Raw genomic sequence first — 22,997 nt, 5'->3', positions numbered from 1 at the left:
CGTCACATCGGGGCACTTGTTTCAGGCCATTTGCCTTCTGCGCTGAAAGAATTCACCGATTGGCTCAACGTACTTGGCCGCGATGGGGCCCAGGATCGCCATGAGCAGCACGTACGCGGTCGCCAGCGCCGCCAGTTCGCCGTTCACCTGACCGGACGCCACAGCCAGTCCGGCGATGACGATGGAGAACTCGCCGCGCGCCACGAGCGCCGCGCCGGCCCGCATCCGGCCCATCTTGCCGATGCCCTGCCGGCGGGCCGCCCACCAGCCCGTGACCACCTTCGTCACCGTCGTGACGGCGGCCAGCGCCACCGCGATCGCGAGAACGGGTGGGATCGAGCGCGGGTCGGTGTTCAGCCCGAACACGACGAAGAACATCGCGGCGAACAGGTCCCTCAACGGCTCCAGCAGGCGGGTCGCGTTCTCGGCGGTCGACCCGGAGATCGCGATGCCGAGCAGGAACGCGCCGACCGCGGCGGAGACCTGCAGCTGCGAGGCGACGCCCGCGACGAGCAGGGCAGAGCCGAGCAGCTTGAGCAGGAACACCTCGTGGTCCGGACTGTCCACAATGGCCGAGATGAACCGGCCGTACTTCAACGCCACCACCAGGACCACGGTGATCGCGAGCAGCGAGATGCCGACCGAGGTGAGTCCGCCGACGAAGCTCACGCCCGCCAGCACCGCGGTGAGCACCGGCAGGTACACCGCCATCGCGAGGTCCTCGAAGACCAGCACGGACAGCACGACCGGCGTCTCGCGGTTACCCAACCGGCCCAGGTCGCCCAGCACCTTCGCGACGATGCCCGACGACGAGATGTACGTGACGCCGGCCATCGCCAGCGCGCCGACCGGGCCCCAGCCCAGCAGCAGCGCCGCGATCGCGCCCGGCGCGGAGTTCAGCACCAGGTCGAGCACGCCGGCCATCCACGAGCGCTTCAGGCCCGTGGTGAGCTCGGACGCCGAGTACTCGAGACCCAGCAGCAGGAGCAGCAGCACGACGCCGATCTCGCTGGCGAGGTGCGTGAACTCCTCGATGCCGTGTAACGGGACGAGCCCGCCGTGCCCGAACGCGAGGCCGCCGATCAGGTAGAGCGGGATCGGGGAGATTCCGGCACGCCGAGCCACACGACCCAGCAGACCGAGGCCGAAGAACACCGCGCCGAGCTGGATCATGGCAATTGTTGTCTCGTGCACTGTGCTTAACCGCCGTGGAGGATCTCAGCGGCGGCATCGAGGCCCTCCGCGGTGCCGACGACGACCGCGAGGTCACCGTTTTCGAAGAGGAATTCCGGGCCGGGCGACGGATGGGCGTTGCCCGCGCGCACGACGGCCACGATGGACACAGCGGTCCTGGTGCGCAGAGCGGTCTCACCGAGCGAGTGGTTCGCGAACGCGGTGACCGGCAGCTGACGGGTCGTGATGCCCGCGATGTCGCGGTGCTCCTCGCGCAGGTGGGCGACGAGCTGCGGCGCGCCGAGCAGGCCCGCGAGCGTGCTCGCCTCTTCCGGTGAGAGGGGTATCGAGGCGGAGCAGGAGTCGGGATCGCTCGCTTTCGAGACGATGAGCTCGAACTTGCCGTCGCGGTAGGTGATCACACCGACCCGGCGTCCGGCGCGGATCATGAAGTCCTGACGCGTTCCGATGCCCGGCAGGGGCGTGATCTCTACGTTCACACAGATCATGATACGTGCATGTCTCCGCGAGTACGTCCGGTGCGACGAGGGTGGGTGGTGCGCGACCGCGTGCCCGGCCCGGACGTCGACGAGTTCGCCGAACCCGGCCAGGTGATCGGGGCGCTGGCGAGAGCCCCGCACGGCACGTTGCTGGCCGTCCAGCACCCCCACCGCACGCCTGCGGCGCTGGCCGCGGGCACCGGGCTGCTCGACGCGCTGCCGCACGCCCGCGCTGAGCTCGCGGTGCTCATCCGGCGCGCTTACCGCGAGGTCACCGACGTCGTCGCGCCGTACCGGGTGGACGGACCGGACGGGACGGCGTGCGGTCTGCTGTGCCTGGTCGACCCGGACGCGATCGCGCACACCGAGGACGTCTACCCCGACGTGGTCGCCGAACGCGGCCGGGTGCTGGCCTCGCTGGGCATCGCCACGAGCGCGGCGATGCTCGTCCCGAACACCGGGCTGAACTCCTCTGGGGCGAACTCCTCTGGGCACGACGGGCTGACGGAGCTGGTGCTCGGCATGACCGAGGAGCCGGCCGTGTCCCTGGTGGACTCGGGCGGGCGGCGGCACTGGGTGTGGCTCGTCGGGCCGGGTGCGCGGCAGGAGGCGTTCCTCGCGGCGGCCGGTGCGCATCCGTTGCTCGTGGCCGACGGCAACCACAGGGTGGCGGCGGCGCGGGAGGCGGGCCTGTCCGGGTTGCTGGCGCTCATCACGTCCGGGCCGGGGCTGCGGGTCGGGCCGATCCACCGCGCGATCGCCGGCACCGGGCTGGGCGCGGCCGATCTGGTGACGGCGTGGGAGCGCGTCGGGCTGACGGTGTCGTCGCTGCCCTACGTCGTCGATCCGTCGCCGGGAGTGGTCGTGGTGCGCTGCCCCGACGAGGTGCTGCGGGTCGAACTGCCTGCGGGGCAAGGCATCGACCACGCCGTCGTGGAGTCGTTGCTGCTGGGCGAGGCGCTCGGGCTCGATCCGGAGAGTTCGGGCGTGCGGGCCGTCGTCGACCCGTCCGTCGAGGCCGAGGCGGTGCTGCTCATCGCGCCCGTGCCGCTGCGGGAAGTACTGGAGGGCAAGAAGATGCCGCGCAAGAGCACCTACTTCACACCGAAGCCGCGCAGCGGGCTGCTGCTCGCGGACCTGTCGCCGTAGGGCGTCCGGCCACCGCCTCGGAGGCTCTCGCAGAGCCCTCCGGCCCTGGCGTACGCGGCCCCCGCTGACGTCTCATGGTGAGGGGACCAGGTTCGCGGCGGTGGCGCGGACGTCCGGGGTGTCCGGTCGTAGCCGTTTCGGTGATCGAGCCGGACACTCCCGCTGCCGATGCTCACTGAGCGAAACCAGCGCACCGCACGTGCTCGCGGCGATGCGCGACCTGCTGTCTCCTGATCGGTGAGGCGCACGATGGAACAGAAAACAGGCCAGCTGCGGGTGCGGCGCCACGGAGCGGTGGTGGCGCTCAGCGGCGAGGTCGACCTGAACACCAGTGCGCTGCTCCGCTCGGAGCTCCTCCTCGCCTGCGAGTTCGGGGAGGGCGACGGTGACGTCGTGGTCGACTTCACCGAGCTGACGTTCATCGGGTCGAGCGGCCTGCACGTGCTGCTCGAGACGGCGAGGGTGCTGGGCAGCCGGCGGCTCGTGCTGCTCGGCGGTGGCTGGGGTGCCTACGTCGTGAACCTGCTCGGCCTCACCGTGCGGTTCCCGAACATCGTCGTCGGCGGATGACGTGCGGTGATGTCCACTGAGGACGCTGCTGGTGGCGTGGTGACGCACCCGTCCGACCGCGAATTCGCCCGGCACCGTTCCGAGTGACACCACTAGCCTCGATCGCATGGCGGTACGAGCGATCAGAGGTGCCACGCAGATCGACGCGGACTCGCGCGAGCTGGTGCTGGAGGCCACGGCCGAGCTGGTGCGGGAAGTCCTCGCGCGCAACGCGTTGACGGCGGACGACCTGATCAGCGTGATCCTCACCGCGACACCCGATCTAGTGTCCGAGTTCCCCGCGTATGCCGCCCGCCAGGCGGGGCTGTCGGACGTGCCACTGCTCTCCGCGACCGAGATCGCCGTGCCGGGCTCCATGCCGCGGGTGATCCGCCTGCTGGCGCATGTGGAGATGGACGTGCCGCGCTCGTCGGTCAAGCACGTCTACCTCCGCGGCGCGGCGGCGCTCAGGACCGATCTGAACCACTGAAGCGTGCTTTACACCTGATCGACCGGGTCCGCGCAAGCCTTTTGGAAATTTCGCCGGTCGATACCGCTTTCTCACGGAATCGGGGCTTTTCCCACGCGGAGAGGAATGTCCGAAGTCCCCCGAACGGGTGTTTTCCCGCCGGTCCGTTGCCGATAGGAAGAGAGGCGAAACCACCCGCCTGCTTCGTAGCGCGCATTGTTCTGGGTCACCTCGGGGAAGTCGTGACCGGCGTTGGCGCGAACCGGCGGAACCTTGGGGGCAGGGGGAGCTGTGGGGATTCGGGTGGCGCGCCGGGCGCGCCGGGCGCGCCTGCTAGCACTGAGCTGTGTCCTGGTGATGGGCGCGAGCCTGCTCCAGGCCGTGACGTACGGGCCGGCGGCCGGGGCCGCGCCTGGCGTCAGCGCGGGTGCCGGACCGGTGGACCGGCCGGAGCCCGCGTCCGCGCGGCCCGACGAGGCCGTACCGCCGGACAAGTGGCCACCGGTGGTGCCGTACGGCGTCAAGGCCGCCGGCGCACCGGTCACAGTGGACGGAGCGAGGCTGGCCCAGGTCAGGGCCGAAGCCGACGAGGTGTTCGCCAACGTCGAGCTGCGGTCGGGTTTCGCGCTCGGCGACACCTCGCTGGTGGCGTACTTCGACGTGAAGGACGACCCGCGGCCGTGGCAGTCCTGGCGCGTCCGGGTCTTCGAGGCGCAGAGCGGAACCGAGCAGGCGTCGACCACGCTGCCGCGCTCCGACCTGAACGTCCAATGTGGAGCGGTGCGGCAGTTCTGCCGGTCGTTCGGCGCGGCTGAAGGCTGGGCGCTCGACAGCGAGAAGGACTACTTCGTCACGATCGCGGCCGTGCTGGACTCCGGTGAGGAGCTGGTGTCGGCGCCGAGCCCGAACAGCCGGCCGCGCACGACCGAGCTGCCGGACCCGCTGCCGGTCGAGCAGGTGTCCGGCTGCGGCTGCGGCACCGCGCTGAGCAGCACCGGAGCCCGGCCGGCGTTCCGCGGTGACGGCGTCAGCACGGCGACCGGCGCGTACACCCGGATCGAGACCGACCTGTCGCTGGCGTCGTTCGGCATCCCGTTCGCGTCGAGCCGGGTGTACTCGTCGAGCCTGACGGTCCCGGGCCTGTTCGGGACCGGGTGGGCCTGGTCGTACGGCATGCGCGTCACGCCGACGGACGAGGGCGCGATGGTGCTCGCCGACGACGGCGCGCAGGTGCTCTTCCGCACCGCCGAGGGTGGAGGTTTCCAACGGCCGCCCGGTGTGCGCTCGTCGTTGCGCAAGACCGCGTCCGGCTGGGAGCTCGTGACGCTCAACCAGATCACCTACGAGTTCGACGGTCAGGGCAAGCTGGTCGCGGTCCGCACACCGCGCGGCGTCGCCACGAGGCTCGCGTACACCGGTGAGGGCGTCGAGATCACCGACCCGTCCGGTCGCGTGGTCAAGGTGCGGGTGGAGAACGAGCGCATCCGCTGGATCGCGCTTCCCGACCACCGCAAGACGTTCTACGAGTACGACGACGCCGGCCGCCTGAGCGTCTACAAGGACGCGCGCGGCTTCAAGTGGAAGTACCGCTACGGCACCGACAACCGGCTCACCGAGGTGCAGAGCCCGCAGGACCACAAGCGGATCATCCTGATCCGCAACGAGTACGGCGGTGACGGCCGCGTCACCAAGCAGTCCGACGCGCTGGGCAACGCCACCACGTTCGCGTGGAACGGTGAGACCCAGGAAGCCACCACGACGGACGCGGACGGTGTGGTCGTCCGCGACGGCTACCGCGGGAACGTGCTGCTCTACACCCGCCGCGGTGCCGGTGATACCGACAACCACCGCTACACCAAGTCGCTCAACCGCGCGTTGATCGTCAACGGCAACCACAACCAGCACGAGACGTTGTTCGACCTCAACGGCAACCCGGTGACCCGGCGCGCGCCGGCCGCGATGAGGTTCGACGAGAAAACCAAGTACGACGCGCGCAACAACCCGATCGAGTTCACCGACGCCAACGGCAATGTCTGGAAGAACACGTACAACGAGTTCGACGAGCTGATCCGCAGCACGGACGCGGAGAACCACTCGATCACCTACGCCTACGACGAGCGCGGCCTGCGCATCAGCCAGACCGACCAGCGCGGCAAGGTGACGCGGTACGAGTACATCGCGGACGGGCAGCCGAACGCGGGCCTGGTCGCGGCCGTCGTCTCACCGGAGGGCCGGCGTTCCGAGCTCGGCTACGACAGGTCCGGCCGCCGCGTCACCGAGACCGACCCGCGGGGCACGGTCGCGGGCGCGAACCGCTGGCAGTTCACCACGAGGTTCGGCTACGACGAGCAGGACCGGACCGTCGAGGTCCGGGAACCGGGCAAGGAGCACTCGTCGCGCACGTTCTACGACGAGGTCGGCCGCGTCCGGGCGACGATCAACCCCGTGGGGCTCGAAATCAGGAACCGCTACCTCGACAACGGGCGCCTTGAGGCGGTGACCGATCCCCGCAAGACGACGAGGGTCGTCTACACCAACGCGGGCCGGCGCGCCGCCGTGCGGACGGAGATGGGCGGCAAGGAGCCCGACCTCGTCACGTCGTACCAGTACAACGCCAAGGGGTTGATGCAGTCGACCACGTCGCCGCGCGGCAACGCCCCCGGCGCCAACCCGGCGGACTTCACCACCACGTACCGCTACGACGCCAACGACAACCTGGTTCGCCTGTCCCGGCCGTATCCCGGCGGTCAGGTCGTGCACAAGGACATCAAGGTCGACGACCTCGACCGCACGACGTCCACAGTGGACGAGTTCGGCAAGACGGCGTCGTTCCAGCGCTCCAACACCGGTCAGGTCACGTCGACCACGGACACGCTGGGCCGCGGCACGACGATGGCCTACGACCGCAACGGCCGGCAGACCTCGCAGTCCGACGCGGGCGGCAACTCGGTCAAGTACACCTACGACGAAGCGGGGAACAAGACCAGCCGCACCGACGCGGCCGGTGGCAAGACCACGTGGGAGTACAGCGACGACGGCCTGCTTGTGGCCAGCACCGAACCACGCGGCAACCTGCCGGGTGCCGACAAGGAGAGGTTCACCTCCCACGTCGAGCACGACCTGGCCGGCAACCGCGTCAAGGTGATCAACGCACTCGACCAGGCCACCACCACGACCTTCGACGCGAACAACCGGCCGACCTCGGTCACCGACGCGAACGGCCACACCACCCGTTACCGCTACCGCGAGGACAACCAGGTCCACAGCATTCACCAGGCGGACGCGCGGTACTTCCCGCACGCGCCGGACATCAACGCCACCGTCTACGACTACTACGAGGACGGCCTGCTGAAGTCCGTGCGGGACCCGCACTTCCGCACGACGAAGCTCGAGTACGACCGGGCAGGCCGGCCGACCAGCACTGTGGACCCGCTGGGGCGCAGGGTAGAGGCGAGCTACGACGCCGAAGCCAACCTCCTCACGATGATGACCCGGTGGCAGCACGAGCACATCTCGCCCGAGGAACGCGCCAAGCGCACGATCGTCAACACCTACGACATCGTGAACCGGCGTGAGCGCCGGGCGCTGGGCACCGGCGGCCCCGTCTACACGTGGGGTTACGACGCCAAGGACCGCATCACGTCCTACGGCGATCCGCTCGGCGTACGCGATGTCACCTACGACGACGAAGACCAGGTCAAACGCGTCGTCCGGCGCGAAGCCGGTGACCGCACCGAGACGTTCACCTACGACTACGACGTCCGCGGCAACATCACCTCCCGCGAGTACCCGGACGGCACTCGCGTCACCACCGGCTACGACGCGGACAGCCGGATCACCGAGCAGACCACGGCGGGCGCGACCTGGCGGTTCGGCTACGACGCCGCGGGAAGGCGCACCAGCACGACACTGCCCGCCGCCACCGGACTGGTGGAGAACCGCACCTACGACGACGCGGGCCGGCTCACCGGCATCGGCACCGAACGCGTGCCCGGCAGCCCGCCGCGGCCCGACGTGCAGGACCCGGTGTCGAAGTACCAGATCGACCTGGACCCGGTCGGCAACCCCGTCAAGGTCGTCACCACGCGCGGTGGCGTGTCCGAGTCGGTCGCCTACGCCTACGACGACGTGGACCGCGTGAAGTCCGCCTGTTACGCGGCGGCCGACTGCGGCAGGCACACCGCCGCGGCGGGCCGGATCGACTACGAGTACGACCTGGTCGGCAACCGCACCCAGCAGAAGCGGACCGGCACCGCGGGCGACGACGTCACGCACTACCACTACGACTCCGCCAACCAGCTCACCAAGAAGATCGTGCAGCCGGACCGCGGATCCACCACGGTCACCGACTACGACTACGACATCAACGGCAACCAGACCAAGGCCGGACGGGAGAAGGCCACCTACCACCTGGACAACTCGCTCGCCACGGCGACGAGCGCTTCCGGTGTCACGACGTCGTTCTCCTACGACGCGACGGGTCTGCGGCTGGCCGGCAGCAGCGGCGACACGACCAAGCGCTGGTCGTGGGACACCAACGGCACCCTCCCGCAGATCGCGGTGGACACGACCACGAACGCGGCCGGGGCCCAGCTCGAGAAGCGGGCGTTCACCTACGGTCCGGACGACGAGCCACTGGCGCTGCTCGACCCGGCGGCGGGCGTGCACCCGTACACCCACGACTGGCTCGGCGGCACCGCGAACATGCTGTCGCCGGACGGCAAACCGCTCACCGGCTACGACTACGACCCGTTCGGCAACCCGCGCCAGGGCCCGACCCTGACGCCGGGGCAGGCAGGTCCCGCGAACCCGCTGCAGTACACCGGCCAGTACCAGGACTCCAGCTCCGGTGAGGGCAACTACTACCTGCGGGCCCGCAACTACAACCCCGACACCGGCCGGTTCACCTCGACCGACCCGATGCCGCAGCCGGGCGCCGCGATCTCGGCGTACGCCTACGCCGAGAACAACCCGCTGGCGTTCACCGACCCGACCGGCGCGGTGGTCGACGCGGGCGGAGGCGGTGGTTCGACGCTGGAGAACGGCGCCACCGAGCCGACCGGTCCGAGCCCCGAGGACGTCGCGAAGGCGCAACAGCTGCAGAGCAAGAGCGTCCTCGACGTGATCCTCGAGGCGGGCGGCCAGATCCTCATGGAGTTCCTGGGGATCAACGACATCATGAACTGCCTCAAGGGCGATCTGGGCGCGTGCGTGTCGATGGTCGTCGGCGCACTGCCGTGGGGCAAGATCTTCAAGGCCCCGAAGATCATCGCGGCGATCTTCAAGGCGGGCAAGGCCGTCGTCACCTTCTTCCAGGAGCTGAAGTGGGCGCGCGCCATCATCCAGGGCGCGGAGAAGGCGGCCGAGGCCGCTCGTGCGGCAGCCGCAGCGGCCGCGAAGGCAGCCGCGGAGAAGGCCGCCCGGGCTCGTGCGGCGGCGGAGGAGGCCGCGCGCAAGGCCGCGGCCCAAGCCGCCGAACGCGCCAAAGCCGCCGCGGCCAAAGCGAAAGCGGCGACGAAGAAGAAACCCGAGGCGTGTCCGGTCGGTGCCAAGCACAGCTTCCCGGCGGGAACCAGGGTGCTGCTCGCCGACGGCACGACCAAGCCGATCGAGGAGGTCCAGCCCGGCGACACCGTCGTCGCCACCGAGCCCCAGTCGGGCCAGTCCGTTTCGCAGCAGGTGTTCTTCACCATCCGCACCGACCACGACAAGTCCTATGTGGACGTGACGGTGCGGACCGAGGACGGCTCGTCGGCGACGATCACGGCGACGGACAACCACCCGTTCTGGTCGGTGACGGCCGGGCGCTGGGTGGACGCGGGCGAGCTGCGCTCCGGCGACCTGCTCAGGACGGCTGCCGGCACGTTCGTCCAGATCACGGCGGTGCGTGCCTACACGGCCTCACAGCGCACGTTCGACCTGACCATCAACGGCACCAACACCTACTACGCGCTGGCGGGCGCCACTCCGTTGCTGGTGCACAACTGCGGTGGTGCTGTCGCCAAGCACTCGTCGAAGTGCGAGTGCGCGAGCGGCAAGGACCCGCGGGTCGTCCGCAACCCGCACGGCCGCAAGGGCAGCCCGGCCACGCAGCAGCAGCTCAACGACATCCGTGACGAGATGCTGGAGGTGAACCCCGGCTGGAAGCACGTGGGTGGCGGCAGCGAACCCGAGAAGAGCATCCCCGGCCCGAACGGTGAGGTGCGCTTCGCGGACCTGGAGTTCGAGCTGGAGGACGGCTCACCGTTCTTCGTCCAGACCGTCGACACGCTCGCCGACGGCGTGACGGCGAATCCGCGGGAGATGGGCAACGCGATCGACATCCACCTGTGGGGCAAGGGGCCCGTCATGATGGTCCCGAAGATAAGGTGATCGTGGCTTTCGGGGGCGTCGTTCTCGGCGCCCCCTCCGCCATTCCGCGGAGGTGACGGTGGCTAGGAAGAAGCTGTCCCCGGTGCTGCTGCTGCCGGAGGACGAGGTGGCCCTGCAGGCCGCGATCACGGCCGCGCACCCGGACGTCCGCATCCTCGACTCCGGCCCGTGGGCGGACGCGGACACGCCGCCGGTGCTCGGCTCCGTTCTCGAGGCCCGGTCCATCGCGTACGTGTGGCCCACGTCGTTGCATCCCGTGCTTCCGGTCGAGGTTCGCAGCAACGGTGCGGTGTGGGGCGTCGAGACGGGCAAGGCCCTGCAGTGGCGTCGCGGCAGGGTGGTGGACGGCACACTGTCCGCCGGGACGCTGGGAGTCGTCGTCGAGCCCGAGCTGGAGGAGTTCGTCCGGTCCGTGTGGCGGATCTTGTCCCGGCTGACCTCCAACGACCTGGTCCGGTACCACCGGCCCACCGGCGAGCACGTCCGGACGCCCACGTACCGGGTCGGGCCGCATGCGCTCGCCGAGGCCCGTGCCGGTCGGCTCAGGTTGATGGACGCCGCTTTGGTGCTGCACCCCGCCGGCTGAAGTGCCGCCGCGAGGCCGTTCGGCGGCACGCCGTTGCCGCCGAGGTCGTCCCGCCTGCGGTGTGAGCGTCCGCACCAGGCACAATGTGGGCCGTGGGTGTCTCGGAGGGAGCTGCTGTGGGCCAGGGTCAGTTGCGCGGTGTGGTGGCTCTCGACGGACCGTCCGGCACCGGCAAGTCCACCGTGGCGAGGCGCCTCGCGATGGCGCTGGACGCGCGCTACCTCGACACCGGCTCGATGTACCGGGCGATCACGGTGGCGGTGCTGCGCGCCGGGGTCGACCCGACGGACGAGGTCAAGGTCGCCGAGGTCGCCGACAACGCCGTGCTCGTGGTCGGCACGGACCCCGGCAGGCCGGGCATCACGCTCGACGGTGACGACGTGTCGGCCGAGATCCGCGGCCCCGAGGTGACGCTGGCGGTCTCGCCCGTGTCCGCGGCCGGGCACGTGCGGGAGGTGCTCGTGGCCCAGCAGCGCGCGATCATCGCCGACGCCGTCGACCACGTCGGCGGAATCGTCGTCGAGGGGCGCGACATCGGCACCGTCGTGTCGCCGGAAGCCCCGCTGAAGGTCTACCTGACGGCGAGCGCGGACGCCCGGGCCGCGCGCCGGACCAAGCAGGACAACGCCGCCGGTCGTCAGTCCACTGTGGATGCGGTGCTGGCCGACGTGCAACGGCGCGACAACTACGACTCGACGCGCGCGGTGTCGCCGTTGAAGGCCGCCGAGGACGCGGTCGAGCTCGACAACACCGACCTCGACCTCGCCGGCACCATCGCCGCCTTGCTGCGCCTCGTGGAGCAGCGTGGCCTGCGGGTGACCGGGTGAGCGTTCCCGAGGGAACAGTGCCCTGGTTGTTCGACCTCGGACGCTGGATCGGGCGCGTTCCCTACGCCTGGCAGTTCCGGATTCGGGTGCGTGGCCTCGACCGCGTACCCTTGAGCGGCGGCGTGGTCGTCGTCGCCAACCACAGCTCGATGTCTGACGGGCCGATCTTGTTCGGGGTGCTGCCCCGGCGCGTGACGTTCCTGATCAAGCAGGAGATGTTCAGGGGCATCGCCGGCCACCTCCTGCGCAAGATCGGGCAGATACCCGTCAAACGGGGCGAAGCCGATCGCACGGCACTGGTCAGCGCGCTGTCCGTCCTCAAAGCCGGTGGCGTGATCGGGGTCTTCCCCGAGGGCACGCGCGGCGAGGGTGACGTGGCGAGCGCGCAGAACGGTGCCGCCTGGCTGGCCAAGACCTCCGCCGCGGTGGTGCTGCCGATCGCCTGCCGCGGGACGTACCAGGCCAAGGGCTGGCGGCCCGAGGTCGACGTGCTGATCGGTGAGCCGTTCCACCTCCCCGAGGGGAAGGGACGGGCGGCCCTCGGCGTTGCCACCGAGCAGGTGCGCGACCGCCTGGCGACACTGGTCGCCGAACTCGATGGACAACGCATGAATGAGGGAAGACGATGACGGACCTGGACGGCACCTGGGAGGACGAGGCCGACTGGTCAGCCTTCGACGACCTCGACGGCTCCTCCGGCGAGGACTCCACGCCACCACAGCCGGTGCTCGCGGTGGTCGGACGGCCGAACGTCGGCAAGTCCACCCTGGTCAACCGCATCATCGGCCGCCGCGAGGCCGTGGTGCAGGACGTGCCGGGCGTGACGCGTGACCGGGTGGCCTACGACGCGCTGTGGAACGGCCGCAAGTTCACCGTGGTCGACACGGGCGGCTGGGAGCCGGACGCGGTCGGGCTGCAGGCCTCCGTGGCCGCGCAGGCAGAGCTCGCGATGGCGACCGCGGACGTGATCCTGCTGGTCGTGGACGGGTCGGTCGGCGCCACGTCGACCGAGGAAGCCGTCGCGAAGGTGCTCCGCCGGTCGAAGAAGCCCGTGATCCTGTGCGCGTCCAAGGTGGACGACGACCGGCTGATGGCCGACATCGCGTCGCTGTGGTCGCTGGGCCTCGGCGAGCCGTTCCCGGTGTCCGGTCTGCACGGCCGCGGCTCCGGTGACCTGCTCGACGTGATCCTCGACAGGCTGCCCGAGACCCCGCGCGACGACTTCGGCGCACGCAACGGCGGCCCCCGGCGCGTCGCCCTGGTCGGCAAGCCGAACGTCGGCAAGTCGTCACTGCTGAACCGCCTGACCGGCGAGAACCGCTCGGTCGTCGACGCGGTCGCCGGCACCACCGTCGACCCGGTCGACTCGCTGGTGGAGCTCGACGGCGAGATCTGGCGGTTCGTCGACACCGCCGGCCTGCGCAAGCGGGTGAAGTTCGAGAGCGGCGCCGAGTACTACGCCTCGCTGCGCACCAAGTCCGCGATCGAGACCGCCGAGGTCGCGATCGTGCTGCTGGACGCGCACGAGCCGTTGGCGGAGCAGGACCTCCGAGTCCTGACGATGGTGGTCGAGTCGGGCCGCGCGTGCGTGCTGGCGTTCAACAAGTGGGACCTCGTCGACGAGGACCGCCGCAACGAGATGGTCCGCGAGCTCGAACGCGGCCTGGTGCGCGTGCCGTGGGCCGACAAGGTCAACATCTCGGCCCTGACCGGCCGCGCCGTGCACAAGCTCGCACCCGCGCTGCGCACCGCGTTGAACTCGTGGGACACCCGCGTCCCGACCGGCCGCCTGAACCAGTGGCTGACCGAACTGATCGCCGCGACCCCGCCGCCCGTGCGCGGCGGCAAGCAGCCCAAGGTGCTGTTCGCGACCCAGGCCTCGACCCGCCCGCCGACGTTCGTGCTGTTCACGACGGGCTTCCTGGAGGCGAGCTACCGCCGGTTCATCGAGCGCAAGCTCCGCGAGGAGTTCGGGTTCGAGGGCAGCCCGGTCCGCATCTCCGTCCGCGTGCGCGAGAAGAAGAAGGCCGGAGCCGGCAAGAAGTAGGGCCGCCACCTGGTTGCCCTTTGGCAGGGCGTGCGGTTGGTTGGGTCAGTGGCCGTACGCGTGGTGCTAGCCGACGACGAGGCCCTGCTCCGGCGGGGCCTGAAAGTCCTCCTCGAGGCCGACGGACGAGTCGAGGTGGTCGGCGAGGCCGCCGACGGCGCCGAACTCATCGAGGTGGTCCTGGCCCACCTCCCGGACGTCGTGCTGGTCGACGTCCAGATGCCAGGCGTCGACGGCCTGGAGGCCCTACAACGCCTGCGCACGTGGGCCACCCCACCCGCGATCGCCGTGCTGACCACGTTCGACCTGGACGACTACGTGGCGACGGCACTGGACCTCGGCGCCCACGGCTTCCTACTGAAAGACGCCGAGCCGGAAACCCTGGTCCGCGCCGTGGTGGACCTAGCCGCCGGCGGCGCCGTCCTGGACCCGCGCATCACCGCCCGCCTGCTACCCCGCCTCCGCGGCTTCCGGGCCAACCGCCAGCTGGACTCCCTCTCGGCCCGCGAACGCCAGGTCCTGGAACTGGTCGCCGCCGGCCGCTCGAACCACTCGATCGCCGGGGAACTCTGCCTGTCCGAGGCGACGGTGAAGAGCTACGTCTCCACCGTCCTCACCAAACTGGGCGTGGAGAACCGGGTGCAGGCGGCCCTGGTCGCGCACCAGGTCGGTGTGTGGTGAAACCGCTCCTGCGCGAGATCCTCACCGTGGGCATCACCACGGGAGTAGTCCTGCTGACGCAGGACCGCCCGTTCCCATGGTCCCTGTGGACCGCGATAGCCGCCTCACTACTGCTGTCGGTACGCCTGCGTTGGCCGTGGCTGGCCTCCCTGCTGTGCGTCCCCGCGGTAGCCGGCGGCCTGGGCTGGGCCCCAGCCCTGGTAGCCCAGTTCCGCTTGGGCCGCAAGGAAAAGTCCATCCCGATCCAGGTCTTCTGGATCATCCTGCTGACCATCGCCGCAGTCACCCCGGTGATCGTCGTCGAGTCCATCCCCCTGGGCCCGCTGCTCCTGACCACAGCCTTCGCGTTCGGCCTCGCCGCCGCCCCCACGGTCCTGGGCGCCCTGGTCACCACCCGCAAGGAACTGACCCAGTCCCTCTACGAAACCCGCAGAGCCAGAGCCGCAGAACTCGAAGCCCAGGAAACCTCGGCCAGAGCAGCGGAACGAGCCCGCATAGCCCGCGAAATCCACGACGCCGTAGGCCACCACGCCACCCTGATAGCAGTGGAATCCGCCGCCCTCGCCGCCACCGCCCCGGACCCCGCCGTCCGCGAAACCGCCCTACGCCTACGAGCCCTGGCAAAGGAATCCCTCTCCGAAATGCGAGCGGCCCTAGGCCTCCTGAACTCCGACACCACCTACCCGTCCCTGCAGGAACTGATCGACCGAGCCCGAGTAGCCGGCGTCTCCGTGACCCTCTCCGAAACGGGCGACGCCCCACTGTCACCGGCGGTGTCCCGCGCCCTGTTCCGCGTGGTCCAAGAAGCCCTGACCAACGTGACGAAACACGCCCCAGGCGCCTCCGTGACCGTGACCGTGGACCGAGCCTCACCGGTACGCGTCTCGGTGGTCAACGGCCCCGGCGACCTACCGTCCCAGGCAGACGGAGGAGGCGCGGGCCTGCACGGCCTGGCAGAACGCGTCCGCCTGGCCGGCGGCACCCTGACCACCTCGTACCGCACAGACGGCGGCTTCAGCGTCAGCGCCGTCCTACCGTCCGGTAAGTCGAAGGTTGACGGTCAAGACTCGACTTTCGGCGGTGGCGCCCGCGACGCCGCCACCGCATAGTTCACGGTGTCGGTCGAGGATCGGGGGATCGGTCGGACCGAGGGACAGCGGGGACCCGAACTTCGGGTCCCCGCCGTATTTCCGCAGCTCCCAGCCCGTTGCGGGGGTCTGTTTTTGATCTCTGTCCGCGGTGTTGTACGATTCCTCTGCACGCCGGGAGACCGGGAGTGTGGCCGGGACGTGGCGCAGTTTGGTAGCGCACTTGACTGGGGGTCAAGGGGTCGCAGGTTCAAATCCTGTCGTCCCGACGGTCTGAATCAGCCCGCTGATTCTGGGTGAAAGCCCAGGTCGGCGGGCTTTTTCGTGTGCTTTTTCGATCTTCCTCTGACCGTCCACTGTGGTCTGTACTGGTGGGTAACCCGGGTTTTGGGAGGATTTTGGGAGGATCCGTTTTCTGGCGGTGAAATGGGGTCGCGTTGCCGAACGCGAATCCGTACCCCGTCCGGGTGGTTCCTCCTGCACTGCTTCCCGATGGCCGCTGCGGCGCACAGTTGTCGTTTCTGGTGGTTCATTGGCGACCTCAACGCCAGCGCTGGCGTAGGCGTGCTGGGTGCCGGCCCGCCATGTGCTGGCTGGCGTTGCTCGCTGCCCACAGCGCAAGGGGATGGTCATGCCGTCGACTACGGCCGCTGAGCTGAGCGGCGCTGGGTCGGGCTACGTGAGAGTCGCGCCGATGTGACGATGGTGCGACCTTCGGCGTGGTATTCACTGCGCGGTGACGGGCATGAGCGCATTGGCCGGTCGGGCGGCGCGGTTGGGTTTAGCTGCCCGCTCGTTACCGCGTCAACTCGATCCACCACGCGGCGACGGTGCCGCTCATTCGGTACAGCATCTCTGCTTTGCCTCCCGACCGCGGAGTGCTGCCCTGCCAGTTCTCGATGGGCCAGCGCTTCTCGCCGAACAGCTCGGCCGCCACCCTGCTCAAGCGGGAATGCTCGTTGCGTTGCTGCTGCTCGGAAAGGCCGGAGCGAGCGAGCACATCGGTGAACGTGACCGGCGTGTTCGGGTTTTCGGCGGTCACCTCGAACAGGGCGCGCACGCCGTTGAGATGCTGCACGTTCTCCCACAGCGTCGCCACCATCTCACGCGTCCAGCGGCCTTGTCTCGGTACTTGAATGGAGTCGGCCGACCGATCCATGTCCGCCAGTAGATCGACAAGGCGACTCCGCACGGAGTCCAAGTCTTCCAGTGCTGCGGTGACCGACGACCTCAGGATCGCGATGTCCATGTGTATCCCTCTCGTGTACGACTGATGTACACGACAACTGTACATCAGTCGTACACGAGAGGGATAGAGGTAGGGATCTGTCGCAGTCTTGGACCGGCATCGTGTCGCCGATCAACGAGGTTGGCCGACCTCATACTCCCCGTAGGCGGACTTCACGACGACCTTCACCGACTTGTCTGCACCTCCGACCGACACGATGCAGACGAACGAGTTGCCGGGGCGTGACCAGCTGACCCTCGGGGCACGTCGCCTCGCCGACGCCGGAGATCTTGTACTCGTCCTTGAGGATCTCCACCACCTAGCGTTCGACAGCATCCGCGATGAACACCTTCCGCCGTGTGGGCAGAGTCGGCGTCACGATCACCGTCGACACAACGGTGACCGGGGCTGGCGCCGGCATGGGTGTTCCTGGTGTCGGAGACGAACACCCCACAGAACCGGCCCCGAGGACTATCGAGACACCGAGCACCATCCGGCGGGAGCGCATGTGGAACAGATCGGGTCTGTAGGTGGACCCGTTACGGCACATACGGGCAGGAAGCCGACGGGTTACACACGCACCGCACGCTCCCGGCATGACCGACAACCAGAGCGACCGCCGCGCCATCTACGCCTGGGCCCTTCGGGAGTCCGCGAGCCTTCGAGACCACCGGCTCAACTGCCGGGACAAGACGATGTGGTGGAGCGCTGTGCACCAGATGCTGACCAAGCACTCTCCCGCTGACGGGGACGAGTGCGCCGAGTGCGCGAAGCCGTGGCCGTGCGGCGCTGTCCAAGGGGCAGTGACAGACCTCCGGATGGGCAGCCTCGGCTACTGAAACCCGCGCCGAGAACGGGCCAAGGGGTGGAGCCGCACTGGGGGCTCGACTCCGGTTGGAGCGCTAGGTGGTTGGCCGCAAGGCTGAATGTGGTGCTGCGCACGCGTCTGCACTTCGCGCGGTGTGGCACGGTGCGCTGCTTGTGCTCAGAGTTGCTCCCCGTCGTGAAACAGGCCGCGCCCTGGATTTTGTGGGCCTCGCGAGAAACGAGCAGTGGCGACCCGAACGGGCGGTACCAGCTCGAAAGTCTCGGTGACTGTCCAAGGCTCCACGTCTTGGTTGACAGGCACACAGTGCAGATCAATGGCGATGGTGGTTGTCCCGGGGACCTGGGGATGGTGGACCACGAGCTCGTACGTGTCGCCCTTGTGCATGTCCTCGAGCTCAAGCACAGCGACGGGCGGCCCAGAAGATCCTTTCATCGTGAAGCCCTGCACCAGTTCGGCGTTCCGTCCCTGAGGGCGGACGGTAACGACTGACAGACGAGGCCCGTCTGTCATGACCATCCTGATGTCACTCAGCCCGGTTCCTCGGTAGTGGGTGAGCTGGAATTTTGGCGCCATCGCTTTGTGGGCTTCACGTTGTGCGAGTTCGTTCGCGTTTTCCCCTGCGCGAGCTGATCTCTCGGCGGCCTCAGCCGCCCTCATTGCTATCACGACCTGCGCCTCCGCGGCCTCCACGGCCTTGCGTGCTTCGACCACCTGGTCTTTGGCCGTCTGAACCGCCTGGCGTGCGAGGACTACTTGTTCTTCGGCCGCGCCCGCCGCTCGCTCTGTGGACCCGAGCGAGAGCATCGCGGCGGTGGCGGACTTTTCTGCCGCCGCGCTCTGCTTTTCGGTCTCGCCCAGGACTTTCTTGGCGGTGTCGGCCTGTTCCTCGGTTGCCTTCCGTGACTTCCGTGCCTCGCACGCCTGCCAAATGGCAACCCCCATCGCCAGCAGGGCAATGATCATCGCCCCTAGCGTGATCTTGTCGCCCGTGTCGAATAGCGGTGCGTTCTCTGCCACTCCCTGCATGGTCGTCCTTGTCTCGCCGAGTCAGCTCGGCGCGTCTCTACGTTGGCCAGCAGGGTACGGCCGTGCATCGTCCGTATGAGTCGAAAACGCAGGGGGAAGTACGTGTGGAGCCTCAGTAGTCGTCGGTAGCCTTCACGGCCATTGGCCCCCACTTGCCGGTCGCCGTCTCCGCGCTGACAAGGAAGACCGTGCCGGAGTCCTTGTCGTTGAGCCATGCGATGAACTCGCGCCCGACCCCGCTGACGATCGACGTCAGTTCGATCGACGAGCGTTTGTTCTGTTCGTCCTCGTCGACGCCTACGCCGTCGATCTCGGAACCGGGAGCTGGCGAGATAGTGACCTTGTCCAACTGCGATGGCCCAGAGGTGTAGGAGATGGTGTGCCACGACGCCTCTCCGACGTGACCGAAGCTTGGGTTGTAGGCGATGGTGAACTGCGGCGCGTTCTGTTCGTGCCGGTCCTGTTCGGCCATGTCGATCTGCTTGCGCAGCAAGGCGACCTGGTCGCGTGCCGCCTGTGCCTGGCTTCTGCGGCCGTTGCCTGTCGCCTGGAGTACCTGGCGGCGACCACCGCGATGATCGCCGCGACGAGCGCGACGCCTGCCGCCGCCCACGCGGGCACATCACCGAAGTCCAACCCTGCCTCCTTGCCGACCGGGTCGGCTTGACCCGTCCCTGGTCACGTCGAGGACGGCTCCGCCGCCGTTACGGGTTTACGTCGCCACAGGCGGAACCGTCGGCCTGCCGGTGGAGCCGCCGGTCGAGAGAAGCGCTCCAGGGCAGCGGTCTCGATCACCCCGCAAGTGTTCTTCGGCCTCGTCGATCATGATCCGCCCGAGGTCGACGGCTACTTCGTCAGCCCTGCGGTGTTTGTCGCAGGACGATCTCATTGCCTTCCGGAACGCCATCGGCATGTCCGCGTACAGAGTGGACAGCGCCCGCACGGGACCGTTCGGACCTGGCTCAGTGACCACAAGGCGTGCGGTCACCAATGCGCGCCCGAACTCTTCGCGCTTTGTGCGGTACTTGCGCTGCTCGGACGAATCGGCGATCGCTTCCTCGTTGGCGGTGATCGCGATGCGCATGAGCATCACGTTGGCGGCCAGAGCCCACTCGTGCCCGACGTGGAGGAGTTCGGCAACGGCTTGCCGTTGCCCCGCGTGCCACCGGTCCCGCTGTTCCAGCTCGAAGCGCCGGTTGCCGTGGCGCAGCGTCAGGCTGACACCCCCGAGCCCGGCGGCGAGCGTCGCCACGGCCGTCACCACGTTCGGCAAGATGCTTGGGTCCGGCACTCCGACTCCCTGTCTTGCCGAGTCAGGTCGGCGTGTCTCTTGTGACAAGAACGTACGACCTGGCTATGACGAGGCCACCCCGGTTACATGTCGGCGAGCCGGTGGCCGGCCGGAACTTTGTGGTGTGCTCGTGCCCCAGGTAGATCCGGGCGTACGTGATCAACTCGCGTCATGCTGCCGGGCGAGAACCCCACCGTGGGCGCCACAGTTCCCCCGAGTCCATACGCTGCGCCGACTGGTGGGTGATGCCTTTCACGCTGAACCACGAAGGTTGGCAGTCAGCCTGGGCGATCTTTTCCAGGATGTGCGGCATCGCGGCGGTGATGCTGGCGACCCACGCTGTCACGAGCTGGAGGCCGCGCGCGGACGGCTCTTTCACACCGATCCAGTGGACGCCACATTCGTGCAGGGCGCGGCGCTCGTCGTCGTTGCGTCCCACCTGGCCAGTGTCCTTGGTAATGATTGCCTCGAACTCCCGGGCGCGCAGAATCTCGAACAAGGGGATGTCGAGCGTGCCGCTCAGTCCCTCGTGGATACACGATCGGAACTCATGGCCTCGGAAGATCACGTCCAAGGGGTCCGTCAGGCGTGGGGGAAGATTTTCGTCGATGAAGAACCTCACGCGACGCTCCTGGCCAGCACTACGTCCTCAGCAAAGCTGACGGCGTCGGCCACGGCCTCTACGGCCACAGACGGGTAGTAGTAGTGCACGTCTTCAGCGGTCAGCGAGCCGTCCTCCATCAAGTTGGCGACCGTGTCGAAGCCGACTCTGGTCCCCGCGATCGTCGGCCAACCGCCCATCCGCTCGCTGTCGACCTGCAGACGCTTACGGGGGCGCATGAAGTCGACGACCTTGCGGCCGGTCTGCGTGGTGAACGGAGCGAACACCTCGGCGAGGGTGAACAGGTGAGGCTGCCCAGGTTGTCGCACCAGGTCGGTCCACTGCTGGTCGTCCAGGTCCATGACCGCGATGGTGTCGCCGTCGGTGCCGAACCGGTACTCACCTGGGTGGTGCGTGAAGTTATACGCCGGGAGGTTGCCGAACGCCTTGCGGACTTTCTGAAGGCTGAGGTCCGTGCGCAGCTTCATCACGATCCGCAACGCGACGAGGTCGCGGAAGGAGTAGCGCACAGGCTGCGTCGAGTATTCGGGAACCAACAGTTCGGTCCTGCGCCAGTGATCCAGCTGTCGTACGGAAGCACCACTGAGCACCGACGCCACGTCAACGGGGAACAACATCCACCTCCCTTCTGATGTCCGCCACGCTCACGCTGTCAGCATGGCAGAACAAAGCCCTGGTTAGAGGGTGATCGGCCCCCCGATCAGGGGCGTTACCCCATTCAGTGACGTGTCACGCGAACGGGCTAGGCGATAGCTGAGGTGCGACCGCATTCGGGCAAGCCCACCTTGACCGTGTACCAACCGGGTTGCAACGAGGCCTGTTCTCGGGAACCTCAAGCCGCGGTGAGGGGCGTGTCGCAGCTGTCAACGGGGCGCATGTCCGCGTACCTGGTGTGGCAGCAGGTCGGTGTGCATCTAGCAGAGGTGCGCGTTGCGTTCACAAGCCGGTCGGGGCGCCTTGTGGACACACGCGTGCGGTTCGCCGTCTTGCCTTGGCGAGCGCGCGAGGGCGCGCGGGCCGAGAGGAGGTGAGACATGGCGAAGGGCAAGCAGACCGGTAAGGCCGCGGCGCAGGCTGCCTCCAAGGTTCTTCGGGACGGGCGGACCGGGAAGGCGTCGAAGACGGCGGCGGGTTCGGCGCTCGCGCAGACGCCCCGCAAGGGCAAGGGCAAGTGAGGGGGCGGCGAGCCGGGTCGGGCGGCTCGCCGCTCCAGTATGTGGGACAGGTCACGCTAGAGTCGGTCCACCAGAAAGGGGACAGCCCGTGGCGGTCGTACTGCCGGCGGCCAACCCGCACCCGAGCGGAGTGCCGAGTGTCGGCGACGTGTACTGGGTCGACACGACCGTCTACGGAGGCAACAAGAAGCCGACCCGGCCCGTTGTCGTGGTACGTGCTCCGAACGATGTGCTCCCCGATGCTCTGGTGGTGACGCGGACCAGCATGGGGGAGGTGAGGGGGAGCCACGTGAAGCACCCGGCTGACTTGAGTCTCGCCCTTGACAGGGACGGGGCTTTCGCGAAGCACTACATGCGCCGGATCGACATCCGTTTCTTCGCCATGCCGCAACACACTCGGTTCCAAGGCCAGCTACCCGAGCCCTACATCGGTCAGGTCCTGAAGATGGTGGGGATGGCGTGAGCACCCTCAACACACTTCTCGCCACCGGCACCCTCGACAACGCGGGGGCACAGCTGTTGTACGAGACGATCGAGCAAGTCGGGCGCTCGCACAACCACCCGCCTCCTGCAGGCTTCCGTGCTTGGAATCGCGAGGCGGCCATCAGCGCCGCGCACGACTTCCTGACGGGGCACCGCAGCACCGAACGCTTGGTGCAGCTCGCCGCGCAGGCGTATGACGACGAGTCGTTCGCGCGCCTGCTGCAGGTCGCGGTCCTGAACTATCTGCGCGACCTCGCTCGCACGACGGTGGTCGGCACCCAGATCCGGCGGATCAAGGACGTCGTCGCCGCCGAACCCGGCCTGCTCGCTGAAGGCGATCGTTTGCGGCTTGCCAACGGCCCGGTGGAGCCGTTCGGGGGCGACGAGGCGGTGCTCGTTCGTGCCGCCATGAAGGTCGACGTCACGCGGCGGCGGTGGCGCCCGGATGCGAAACGGGAAGGGCCGCTGGCAGATCGTGCGGACATGGTGGCACTCGTACGCGCTGTGCTGGAGGCCGCGCAGGGCAGTGTCACGTTTGCGGCGCTCGCTCGCGTAATCGCGCGCCGGTTCGACCTGGACGTCATGCCTGTCACCGTGCCGATCGACGCTCTGGACCCGCCGGCCCGTTCGGACTTCGAGCAGGTTGAGATCGCGGATCGGGTTGGGGCGGTGATGGCACAGCTGACCGAGCGTGACAAGGCGGTCCTGCCATTCATCGACGAGAGCTCGCGCGCGGCGGCTTCCCACATCGGCCTTGGCCACTCCGCCGTGGCCCTCGCTCAGACGAGGTTGAAGTCGCTTCTGGCTGACTTGTTGCCGAGAGGAGACGAAGGCGTTGCGATGCTGAGGGCACTCACCGAACGCGTGGAAGCAGAGCGGCGTAGCAGCGTGGACAGTTGAGC

General features: G+C 68.5%; 22 protein-coding genes and 1 tRNA gene. 15 read left to right on the top strand and 8 right to left on the bottom strand.

The features are described from left to right. Positions 1-21 precede the first annotated feature (21 nt). Positions 22-1,173 (bottom strand): cation:proton antiporter, encoded by a 1,152-nt coding sequence (locus tag ACRSBM_RS28370; protein WP_434447764.1) that lies wholly within the window; start codon positions 1,171-1,173, stop codon positions 22-24. 26 nt (positions 1,174-1,199) lie between these two features. After that, the gene (locus tag ACRSBM_RS28365; protein ID WP_434447763.1) at positions 1,200-1,673 is read right to left on the bottom strand and encodes a cation:proton antiporter regulatory subunit; all 474 of its coding nucleotides are present in this window, start codon (positions 1,671-1,673) and stop codon (positions 1,200-1,202) included. A gap of 18 nt (positions 1,674-1,691) precedes the next feature. On the opposite strand from ACRSBM_RS28365, the gene ACRSBM_RS28360 reads away from it, so the two are divergent. From ACRSBM_RS28360 to ACRSBM_RS28310, 11 genes are all read left to right on the top strand, one after another. After that, positions 1,692-2,822: a DUF1015 family protein gene (locus ACRSBM_RS28360; RefSeq protein WP_434447761.1), complete on the top strand. Its 1,131-nt coding sequence runs from the start codon at positions 1,692-1,694 to the stop codon at positions 2,820-2,822. A 249-nt stretch (positions 2,823-3,071) separates the two neighbouring features. Continuing rightward, positions 3,072-3,392 (top strand): STAS domain-containing protein, encoded by a 321-nt coding sequence (locus ACRSBM_RS28355; RefSeq protein WP_434447759.1) that lies wholly within the window; start codon positions 3,072-3,074, stop codon positions 3,390-3,392. 106 nt (positions 3,393-3,498) lie between these two features. Continuing rightward, positions 3,499-3,861: a chorismate mutase gene (gene aroH, locus ACRSBM_RS28350; protein WP_434447757.1), complete on the top strand. Its 363-nt coding sequence runs from the start codon at positions 3,499-3,501 to the stop codon at positions 3,859-3,861. A 270-nt stretch (positions 3,862-4,131) separates the two neighbouring features. Further along, a complete protein-coding gene (locus ACRSBM_RS28345; protein WP_434447755.1) occupies positions 4,132-10,212 on the top strand; it encodes an RHS repeat-associated core domain-containing protein in 6,081 nt (2,026 codons plus the stop codon). A gap of 58 nt (positions 10,213-10,270) precedes the next feature. Then, complete coding sequence (locus ACRSBM_RS28340; RefSeq protein ID WP_434447753.1) at positions 10,271-10,798, top strand: hypothetical protein; 528 nt, start codon at positions 10,271-10,273, stop codon at positions 10,796-10,798. Positions 10,799-10,938: 140 nt separating this feature from the next. Then, positions 10,939-11,625, top strand: a complete 687-nt coding sequence (cmk, locus tag ACRSBM_RS28335; RefSeq protein WP_434453242.1) for a (d)CMP kinase — start codon at positions 10,939-10,941, stop codon at positions 11,623-11,625. After that, entirely contained in the window at positions 11,622-12,254 is a 633-nt protein-coding gene (locus tag ACRSBM_RS28330) for a lysophospholipid acyltransferase family protein (protein WP_434447751.1), read from the top strand. The genes cmk and ACRSBM_RS28330 overlap by 4 nt, the downstream gene beginning before the upstream one ends. Then, positions 12,251-13,672: a ribosome biogenesis GTPase Der gene (gene der, locus ACRSBM_RS28325; protein ID WP_434447749.1), complete on the top strand. Its 1,422-nt coding sequence runs from the start codon at positions 12,251-12,253 to the stop codon at positions 13,670-13,672. The genes ACRSBM_RS28330 and der overlap by 4 nt, the downstream gene beginning before the upstream one ends. 48 nt (positions 13,673-13,720) lie before the next feature. Next, positions 13,721-14,353 carry a response regulator gene (locus tag ACRSBM_RS28320; protein ID WP_434447747.1) on the top strand — a complete coding sequence of 211 codons (633 nt, stop codon included), beginning with the start codon at positions 13,721-13,723 and terminating at the stop codon, positions 14,351-14,353. Next, positions 14,347-15,462: a sensor histidine kinase gene (locus ACRSBM_RS28315; protein WP_434447746.1), complete on the top strand. Its 1,116-nt coding sequence runs from the start codon at positions 14,347-14,349 to the stop codon at positions 15,460-15,462. Before ACRSBM_RS28320 ends, ACRSBM_RS28315 begins: the two co-directional genes overlap by 7 nt. A gap of 174 nt (positions 15,463-15,636) precedes the next feature. After that, a tRNA-Pro gene (locus tag ACRSBM_RS28310) sits at positions 15,637-15,710 on the top strand. A gap of 527 nt (positions 15,711-16,237) precedes the next feature. On the opposite strand, the gene ACRSBM_RS28305 is transcribed toward ACRSBM_RS28310, so the two are convergent. After that, complete coding sequence (locus ACRSBM_RS28305; RefSeq protein ID WP_434447744.1) at positions 16,238-16,690, bottom strand: hypothetical protein; 453 nt, start codon at positions 16,688-16,690, stop codon at positions 16,238-16,240. Positions 16,691-17,265: 575 nt separating this feature from the next. Here ACRSBM_RS28305 and ACRSBM_RS28300 point away from each other — a divergent pair. Beyond that, positions 17,266-17,508 (top strand): hypothetical protein, encoded by a 243-nt coding sequence (locus tag ACRSBM_RS28300; protein WP_434447742.1) that lies wholly within the window; start codon positions 17,266-17,268, stop codon positions 17,506-17,508. Positions 17,509-17,654: 146 nt separating this feature from the next. On the opposite strand, the gene ACRSBM_RS28295 is transcribed toward ACRSBM_RS28300, so the two are convergent. The 5 genes from ACRSBM_RS28295 to ACRSBM_RS28275 all read right to left on the bottom strand — a co-directional run bounded on the left by ACRSBM_RS28295 (position 17,655) and on the right by ACRSBM_RS28275 (position 21,054). Continuing rightward, on the bottom strand, positions 17,655-18,515 hold the full coding sequence (locus ACRSBM_RS28295) for a hypothetical protein (RefSeq protein WP_434447740.1): 861 nt from the start codon (positions 18,513-18,515) through the stop codon (positions 17,655-17,657). A 121-nt stretch (positions 18,516-18,636) separates the two neighbouring features. After that, entirely contained in the window at positions 18,637-19,137 is a 501-nt protein-coding gene (locus ACRSBM_RS28290; protein WP_434447738.1) for a hypothetical protein, read from the bottom strand. 99 nt (positions 19,138-19,236) lie between these two features. Further along, entirely contained in the window at positions 19,237-19,776 is a 540-nt protein-coding gene (locus tag ACRSBM_RS28285; protein ID WP_434447737.1) for a hypothetical protein, read from the bottom strand. A 208-nt stretch (positions 19,777-19,984) separates the two neighbouring features. After that, on the bottom strand, positions 19,985-20,437 hold the full coding sequence (locus tag ACRSBM_RS28280) for a hypothetical protein (protein ID WP_434447735.1): 453 nt from the start codon (positions 20,435-20,437) through the stop codon (positions 19,985-19,987). Beyond that, positions 20,434-21,054 carry a DUF433 domain-containing protein gene (locus tag ACRSBM_RS28275; RefSeq protein ID WP_434447733.1) on the bottom strand — a complete coding sequence of 207 codons (621 nt, stop codon included), beginning with the start codon at positions 21,052-21,054 and terminating at the stop codon, positions 20,434-20,436. Before ACRSBM_RS28275 ends, ACRSBM_RS28280 begins: the two co-directional genes overlap by 4 nt. A 417-nt stretch (positions 21,055-21,471) precedes the next feature. Here ACRSBM_RS28275 and ACRSBM_RS28270 point away from each other — a divergent pair, with 417 nt between their 5' ends. The 3 genes from ACRSBM_RS28270 (at position 21,472) to ACRSBM_RS28260 (ending at position 22,995) form a co-directional block, all read left to right on the top strand. Continuing rightward, positions 21,472-21,612: a hypothetical protein gene (locus tag ACRSBM_RS28270; protein ID WP_434447731.1), complete on the top strand. Its 141-nt coding sequence runs from the start codon at positions 21,472-21,474 to the stop codon at positions 21,610-21,612. A gap of 88 nt (positions 21,613-21,700) precedes the next feature. Beyond that, a complete protein-coding gene (locus tag ACRSBM_RS28265) occupies positions 21,701-22,075 on the top strand; it encodes a hypothetical protein (RefSeq protein WP_434447729.1) in 375 nt (124 codons plus the stop codon). Beyond that, complete coding sequence (locus tag ACRSBM_RS28260; protein ID WP_434447728.1) at positions 22,072-22,995, top strand: hypothetical protein; 924 nt, start codon at positions 22,072-22,074, stop codon at positions 22,993-22,995. Before ACRSBM_RS28265 ends, ACRSBM_RS28260 begins: the two co-directional genes overlap by 4 nt. Positions 22,996-22,997 lie beyond the last annotated feature (2 nt).

This window comes from Lentzea xerophila, from assembly GCF_051094245.1.
Taxonomy (GTDB): Bacteria; Actinomycetota; Actinomycetes; order Mycobacteriales; family Pseudonocardiaceae; genus Lentzea; species Lentzea xerophila.
This window is presented reverse-complemented; position numbering and strand designations above follow the sequence as displayed.